This window comes from uncultured Thiodictyon sp., from assembly GCF_903828115.1.
GTDB lineage: Bacteria > Pseudomonadota > Gammaproteobacteria > Chromatiales > Chromatiaceae > Thiodictyon.
Window position 1 is genome coordinate 1 of the sequence record NZ_CAIKKU010000797.1, and the last position, 8105, is coordinate 8105.

At 66.6% G+C, this 8105-nt stretch carries 5 protein-coding genes and 1 pseudogene; 2 read left to right on the top strand and 4 right to left on the bottom strand.

What is annotated here, in order from left to right; genetic code table 11:
• The 4 genes and pseudogenes from QZY48_RS29325 to QZY48_RS29340 form a co-directional block, all read right to left on the bottom strand.
• Window positions 1–407 (bottom strand): annotated as a pseudogene (locus QZY48_RS29325) (hypothetical protein); the annotation flags it as partial.
• Between the two features lie 110 nt (window positions 408–517).
• Entirely contained in the window at window positions 518–2188 is a 1671-nt protein-coding gene (locus QZY48_RS29330) for a hypothetical protein (protein WP_295437311.1), read from the bottom strand.
• A gap of 443 nt (window positions 2189–2631) precedes the next feature.
• A complete protein-coding gene (locus tag QZY48_RS29335) occupies window positions 2632–3090 on the bottom strand; it encodes a PAS domain-containing protein (RefSeq protein WP_295437312.1) in 459 nt (152 codons plus the stop codon).
• A 449-nt stretch (window positions 3091–3539) separates the two neighbouring features.
• A complete protein-coding gene (locus QZY48_RS29340; RefSeq protein WP_295437313.1) occupies window positions 3540–4202 on the bottom strand; it encodes an AAA family ATPase in 663 nt (220 codons plus the stop codon).
• 153 nt (window positions 4203–4355) lie between these two features.
• On the opposite strand from QZY48_RS29340, the gene QZY48_RS29345 reads away from it, so the two are divergent.
• Together QZY48_RS29345 and QZY48_RS29350 are read left to right on the top strand one after the other, a co-directional pair.
• Complete coding sequence (locus QZY48_RS29345) at window positions 4356–4739, top strand: toll/interleukin-1 receptor domain-containing protein (RefSeq protein ID WP_295437314.1); 384 nt, start codon at window positions 4356–4358, stop codon at window positions 4737–4739.
• Window positions 4736–7735 (top strand): NACHT domain-containing protein, encoded by a 3000-nt coding sequence (locus QZY48_RS29350; RefSeq protein WP_295437316.1) that lies wholly within the window; start codon window positions 4736–4738, stop codon window positions 7733–7735. Before QZY48_RS29345 ends, QZY48_RS29350 begins: the two co-directional genes overlap by 4 nt.
• The last annotated feature ends 370 nt before the right edge of the window (window positions 7736–8105 follow it).

Here is an 8105-nt window from a genome sequence, read left to right on the forward strand (position 1 = left end):
CCCCCGGTGCCGCCGATGCCCCCAGTCGCCTGGGCACCCGCGACCCCGTCCCCCGCGCCGAGGGTGGTGGCCGCCGCGGCAGCGGCGTCCCCGCCACGACCGCCGGCACCGCCGGCCCCGCCGTCGGCGCCGGCGCTCAGTCCATCCCCGCCGTCACCCCCCACGCCGCCGTCACCGCCAAGGGCAGCGGCGCCGTTGTCCGGATCGGCGCCGACGGCGCCGGCGGAGGCGAGGCCGCCGGGGCCACCCGGACCCCCGGCGGTGCCCGGGTTGCCGGCGGTCCCTGGCGTACCGGCGGTGCCGAGGGTCCCGACTTGGTCATCGGTGGCGGCGAAGAGTGCGTGCGGACTCGCCAGACCCAGGGCCAGCGCGGCGGCCAGGAAGGGGGAAAAGCGGTGTGTCGACATGATCGGTGGTCTCAAGCGTTCGGAGGCTGAACGTGCGCGGGCCGCGGGTCGGTCCTCTGCCGGTCCCGCGGCCCGACGCCCCTGGGCGGGGGTGCCGCCCGGCGGCGGGGTCAATAGCCGTCGCTGTTGTAGTGGCACCCCTCCCCGTAGGACCCGCCGCAGGGCTCGATCTCCGTGGTGGTGTCGATCTGGGCGTAAGGGTCCCCCACCGGCTTGTTGGTCTCGATACAACTGTATTTCGGCGCCAGGAAGCCGTTGCCGTACACGTCAGTCCCCGGAGGCGCCTGGTAATTCGGGCCGAACCCGAACTGCTCGACCACCCCCTTCTGCTCGAGGATGCGATCCTTGGAGACCGTGATCACCATCCGATCGAAGGACCAGGTGATGCGCGCGGCGTCCGCCGCACCCGCCGGCCGCTGGTTGCCCTGATAGACCTTGCAATGGGCCTTGACGCTGGCCAGCGCGCACTCGACGGTATCGTCGGCCGTCGGGAAATGGGTGGCGACCGTGAGGCGCGGGCGCGGCGAGATCTGGCTCAGGAGGTAACCGAAGGCCCCCTGGGAGGTATGGGAGCTGTTCTCCACCGTCACCATCGTCTTGACCGAAGGGCTGTCTTCCGCCGGGAGCTTCGGGAGGTTGGCCGACTTCATGGCCCACACCTGCGGGGGCGGGACCATCTCATGGATAAAGACATCGACGCCCTTCGCGCTGTTGATGGCCTGCTGGAGGCTGACCGACTCCGGCTTGGTGTCGCCGGTGAAGATCATGGTGAGGCCCTGCCATTCCAGCTTGTAGCCGATGGCCCCCTTGCGGGTATGGATCACCGGGAAGTAGCTGATCTTGACCCCGGTCGTGCTGTTGTTGTAAGCCACCAGGTTATCGCTCGGCCAGTTCTCCAGTGCCAGCTCGACCGGGATGATGGAGTAGCCGTCGTTATTCGCGTCCCCTCCCACTGGCTGGGCGTTGTGGGGCAGGCCCCAGTCCTCCCGTGAGGGCGGCGTGTAGCCAATGTAGGCGCTCGTCTCGAAGCCCATGCTCTCCGAATGCCAGCGGCAGAGCTCGCGCAGGTGCTGGCAAAAGACAGTGGTCCCGTCTTGGTAATACTGTGGTTGGCCATTCGTGTCTGTGTAAGCGGGATTGGGCACCCACGAGGGGCCCGGCCCCCACACCCAGAGCGGGGACTTGCGGTCGGCGGGGGGGCCGAAGCAATAGATGTGCACCAGGTCGCTCATGTGGTCGGCGTGCAGGTGGGTCAGGAAGACCTTGTCCATGCGCCCGAACCCGATGTTCATGGCCCCGTAGTTGGCGCAGACCCCGGACCCGCAGTCGAAGACGAACTGGTCCAGGGGCTGACCCCGGCTGCTGTCCCAGCCCACCTCCACGAAGATGCTCATCATCCGCTGAGCCAGGGTCCGGGGCGGATCGGACGAGCCCAGGAAGGTGATGCGCATCTCGGTCGGGCCGAGCGGAACGATGGTCGACCCCTTGCCCGTGTAGATCGGGGTGGAGCTGCCAAAGGGGTAGAACGGCGGCAGGCTGTCGTAATAGGAGTAACGCTGCGACTTGGCCTTGTCGGCGAAGCTGGACCGCGGCCCCTCGGGGCAGCAATCCGTGGCGTCCGGGCGGCATTGCCCATCCGCCTGCGCGGCGTCCGCGACGAGCTCGCCCAGGGTGCCCAGGGCGAGCCCCCCAAGGGCGAGGCCGGAGACCTTGAGCGCCTCGCGTCTGGTGAATCCCCCGGGCTCGTCGGTCGTCCTGGTGTCGGTATCGTGGTCGGTCATGCTGGTTCCCCCGTGGGTTATGCGTCGGGTCGGGCCGGCTGGGGCCCCGTCGTCTGATCAGGTACCCCAGGCACCGTCGGGCGGCGGCCCGGCATCTCGAGCCCTGACGGCCCTAGCATAGCGGAGAACGTGAAGGCGTCAATCACCGCACAGGGCCAACCATGGGCCGCGCGTGGCGGGGGGCGGCCCCCGGGCCGACGCGACGGCAAGCGCCATCGGCTCCCAGGTGGAAGCAGGAGAGCCGCAGCGCCCGCACTGCTCGATTAGGGAATGCTTGTCGCACCGTTATCGTTGTCGTTGTCGTAATCGGAGAAGCGATGCCATTTGGCGCGCGAGAGAATCCGGGGCGCTACGATAACCTCGATTACGACAACGACAACGATTGTGGTGTGTTTGACTTATTCTCGACTCGTTGCTTAGCCGCAGTGGGCTGGAACGGGGTATTAGGGTGTCTCCCCCATCGCTTCCAACTGGGCATTCAGACGCGCCAATTCCTCCCGGGCAAGCACCGCATCGGTCACGTCGTATTGGATACCGAGGAAATAGAGCAGGCGCCCCTGGCGGTCGAAGAGCGGACGGATGGTGAAGCGGTTGTAGAACATGCTACCGTCCTTGCGGTAATTGCGCAGGGTGACGGTGACCGACTGCTGGTCACGCACCCCGACGCGGATGCGCTCGAGCTCCGGCTGATCCAGGTCGTCGCCGTGCAGAAAGCGGCAGTTCTTCCCCAGCATCTCCTGTCGGTCATAGCCGCTGATCAATTCAAAGGCGGCATTGGCATAGACCAGCGGGTTGTCCGGCTGGTTGGGGTCCGACAGGGTGATGCCGTTGACACAGGTGTCGAGGATTTGGGAGATGACGTAGGGGATCTCGCCGACATCGTTCTCGAACAGGAATTCCATGACTGGCTCCGAATGCGTTTGATGACACCGCGGGAATCGCGCCGCACCGTGACCAGCGACGCCCGCCGTGCGGGTGTGGGCAGCCATGAGACTAGCATTTCCGGCGCAGGCCGGAAAGCCCGACGCCGACACCAGGCTGTCACTTTAGCCCTGCAAGTCAGGTCGGGACCCGGTGGGAGCGGCTTCAGCCGCGACGGACTGCGCGGGGAACCCGGCGTCGGAGTTCGCGCCCCGGCACCGCAGCGCGGCCGGAGGCTGCTCCCACAAGGAATTTTCGTGCTCCGGGGTGACGGACAGGCCCGCATGGCCGTTAGCCGCGACGCGACCGCGCCGGCTGCCGTGGCCTTGTCGCGGCGCAAGCCGCTCCAACGCACGCCTTACAGGGACCTCCCGCCCCTGACGAACGCCGTCCGGTGATCGCGCCCCACCGGGGACGCGCATCCCGCCGGCTACTCCTCGATGAGGTCCAGCACGAATGGGTTCTGCGGGCCGACCGGCTCAACCACCACGCCATAGGCATCGCGGAAGGCCCGACCTGAGACCCGCCGCGGCGACCACTTGACCTCGAAGGCCCGCAGACCGCTGCCCTGTTTCACGACCAGGTCGACCTCCGACTGCGCCCGGGTGCGCCAGAAGAACAGTTCTCCCGGTGAGCCGAGCAGGGCATTGCGCTTGGCGACCTCGGCGATGAACCAACACAGCGGCGGCAGCACCAGCTTGCGGTTGCGCCCGGTCAGACTCTCCGCCGCCTGATCGAGCAGGTTGAGCGAGGAGGAGCCGAGCAGGAGGAGTTTCGCGGGCAGCCGCGCATCGTGCCAACCCTTGATGATCCGCGCCGCCTCCGGCAGGCGTTGCGCCTCGTCGATCGCCAGGACCGCGGGATTGCCCAGCGAGCGCAGGCCGTCGGCGGGCGCCAAGGCCGCGGCGGCGCGGAACCGCGCCTTGTCCGCCTCGATATCGAGGTTAAGGAAGACCGCGCCCGGCCCCTGATCGGCCAGCACGTGCTCGACCAAGGTCGTCTTGCCGACCTGCCGCGCACCCAGGATGATGCCGACCTTATCGCCGGCGAGGATGGCCCTCAGCGGCTGCTCTGCGTGCCTTTTGATATACATACATTGCAGGATGCACGATGATTCTGCATATGGCAAGGCTCAAACCCCGCGCTTGCGGGCGCGCCGGGGCTTGCGGCGCCCGTCCGGGCAACCAGGGGCGGCCAGAATCCCCGTCCGTCGTTTAGAATGCAGTCCCAGCCCAAGGAGTGTGCCATGGCCAATTGCTTCCTCTGCCACCGCAAGCCCGACGCCGCCTTGGTCGAGCGCCTCGCCGTCGAGTTGCGCAACGCCGGACACCAGGTCTGGTTCGACGAATGGGAGATCGGTGTCGGCGACTCCATCGTCGCCCGGGTCGACGAGGGTCTGACCGGCACCGCCTACCTCATCCTCTGTTACTCCGCCGCCGGCCCCTCCGACTGGACCGACCGGGAGTGGCAGTCCAGCCTGCACCGCCAACTCAGCGGCCAGGCCGTCAGGATACTGCCGGCGCGCATCAGCGGCGGCGGGCCGCCCGCCATCCTGGCCGACATCAAGTACGCGGACCTGGTGACGGATTGGGCCGCGGGGGTTCAAGGCTTGCTGAGGGCCATCCGATGAGTGTCAAGGTCCTGATCGTTCATGCCGAGGGCGAAGAGGCAACCGCCGAAACGCTCGCCGGGCCCATCCGCACCGCAGGCTACGAGCCCGTCCACTTCGGGACCGTCCTGGTCGGGGACTCCTTTACGGAAGAGGCATCCAATCTCCTGGCGGCCAACGGCCCCCTGGTTCTGTGCGGCACCATCAAGGCGGCGGGAACCGGGCTGCCTTACCGGCTGGTCAATGCCGCCCGCGGCCAGCAGGGCAAGGTTCACGTCTTCGCGGTGCGGATAGACGCGGATGCCTACCTGGAGGTTCTGGCCCAGGACACCAAGATCGCCGAATATGCCCGCAACCCCGCCCAGGCAATCGCCGAGCTGATCGAGGCACTCCAGATCCGGTGTCCACCGGATGCCGATACGCGACTGATTCAACAGCAGTACGATCTGGAATCGCGCTACCGCGCACTGGCATTGAAGGCGTGCGACATCATCGACCTTGTCAACCTGCCCGAGGACGACCGGCACCTTGCCCACCAGGAACTGCAGGTACGGCGACTCTATGTGGCACTGCGGATGCGCCTGGAGGTTCAGGCGGGGGATCAGGTAGACGACACGACGCTGGCGGCATTGGAACGACGCCGCGCCCCCGGCTGGGGCGGGTCCGCCCGAGACGGCGCTGAGAAGGACAACCGCGTCTCCCTGGGCGAGCGCCTGGGTGCGACAAGGCGACTGGTGGTGCTGGGCGACCCCGGCGCCGGCAAGAGCACCCTGCTGCGGTGGCTCGCCACCGCCTATCTGCTGCGCCTGCAAGCGGTCCCCGAGTGGCGCGACCTGCCGGACATCGCAAGCCTCCCGGACACCGACTGGCTGCCCGTCCTGATCCGCTGCCGCGACCTGCCGGCGGAGGCCGATACCCTGGACGCGATGCTGCGCCACAGCCTGCGCAGGACCGAACTCCCGGAGTCACAGTGCGAGCCGCTGCGCCAACTCCTGCGCGCCAAGCTCGAAGCGGGCGAGGCTCTGCTGCTTGTGGACGGACTCGACGAGATCACAGACCCGGGGGCACGCGCGCGCTTCGCCGACCAACTCGTGGCGATCCACCACAGCATTGAAAAGGCCCCGATGGTCGTCACCTCCCGCATCGTCGGCTACCGGGAAATGGGCTACCGCATCCGTGCCGGCTTCGAGCACCTCACCGTCGCCGACTTGTCCAAGGAGGACAAGGACGACTTCGCCCGTCGCTGGTGCGCCCTGACCGAACGCGCCGAGCGCCGCGACGAGGCCGCGGCGGACCTGATCCACGACATCCACTCCAGCGACCGCATCGAGCGCCTCACCGGCAACCCGATGCTGCTGACCACCATGGCGCTCATCAAACGCAAGATTGGGCGCCTGCCGCAGCGCCGTGTGGATCTGTATGAAAAAGCAGTCGAGGTGCTGCTTAATTGGCGCAGCGTCGTAGATTCGGCGCTCGACCCCCGCGAGGCCCTACCCCAACTGGAATACCTGGCCCATGCCATGTGCTCCGAGGGCATACAGCAGGTTCGCGAGGATCAGGCACTGGACCTGCTCCGCCAGGTCCGGATGGACTATCCGCAGATCCACCCGCTGCAGCAGCACAACCCGGAGGAATTTCTCGCACTGCTGGAGCGGCGTACTGGGATACTGATCCAGAGCGGACACACCCGGCATAACGGGCACAGTGTGCCGATCTATGAGTTTCGGCATCTGACTTTTCAGGAGTATCTGGCGGGCATTGCGCTGGTGCAGGGGCATTATCGGGGGCGGGATAAGGCGCAGGGACTGTCCGAGGCCATTGCGCCGCTGGCTGGGCACGTTGGGGAGTCCCCCGTGAGCATGATTGGCGTACTCGACATCGACGTGGTGGAGAATTGGCGCGAGGCTCTGCGCTTGTGCCTCACAGCCTGCAACGACGATACCGTAGACTCGGCCCTGCTGGCGATCCTGCACCCCTTGCCGGATGAGACCGGCACCGTCCGACCACGGGCGGTGATGGCCGCCCTCTGCCTGGCCGATGAGCCCAATGTGAGCACGTCGGTGGCCCAAGAGGTCCTGCAGGTCTTGGCGGCCCAGGTGCGCCGCGGCGATGGCGGGGGGGTAGTCGGTTCCAGTCTGACTGCCGCCGTAATGGAACTGGCCACGTCGCGCTGGTCACTCGCCCTCGGCGACTATCTGCTGGACGAGTTCTTCCGCAGCGAGCCAGAGCAACGGCTCTACTCTGGCAGCCTCTTTTCCATGATCCAGATATTGGGTGTCCCATGCGGCGATGAGAGCTTCTCGGCTTGGCTCGCCGAAAGGGCTGACCGGCTTGCCGGATGCGATGAGCGTGAGGCCACCGAGATTGCCCTCACTCTGATGCAATTGGGCTGGTCGGGCTGGGATTGCCAAGAACCTGCTGCGCCGGATCGCCTGACACTCCGCCTCTCCGGCGGTGTGGCCATGAGCCATGCAGCGGCCTGGGCCCTGGCTTCGATGACGAACAACAATCATGGGTCATGCGCGTGGGCGCCCGCGCCCGAGCAACTGGACCGACTTGTCGAGGCTGCGGCGAGGCCGGACTGCGATTGCGAGACGCTGTTGTGGCTTAGCCTTATTTTCCGAGACCTGCGCAGTCCCCAGGCCCTTGAACCTCTACTGCACCACCTGCCCGCCAGTCCGGCCTGCACCCGCCAGGCTATCGTTGAGGCATTAGGCGCCGTCGGCGATCCGCGGGGCTTGGCAGTCTTGCCCGACTTGCTACGGGACGCCGATGAGTCGGTGCGTCGCGTTGCCCTGGCTGGGCTCGCTCAAACCTGCCCAGACCTGATCGATCGCAAACTGCTCAATACGTTTCTTGGAAGATTTGAAGGAGTAGAGCCAGTGGAATGGGACCCACAATCGCCTATCACCGCCGAGCGGATCGCCGAGGCCGCCAAAAATTTGCAGCTAGCGCCGGTAGAGATCCGCCAACGCTACGAGCGCCTAGCCGAACGCTTCGGCCTGAAGCTGGATTGACCAGGCAGCGCCGAATTCATCAGGTCCATTGGCCTCGCTGATCACCCCGGTCACTGGCGATTGCGGTCTGAAGTGCCTGACCCTGCGCTACGGTAGCGGACCATTGGAAGCACCGCACCCCAGTGCGGCCCGGCTTATCAGACCAGTCGCCTCGACCGGCCTTGATCGTCGTATCAGCGCAGACCTCAGGGCGCGAAGCGCCCAACACATGCGTGACACCGCTGGAGCGGTGTCACGAGGGGAACCTGCAAATCGCCTTGGCCACAACGATGATCGAGGCACCCGGAGGATGCGATCCCCCAAGCCCCAAAGGGGCGCGACATACCAGCCCAGGGCAACGCCCTGGGTATGAGGTATAACGGAGTCCAGC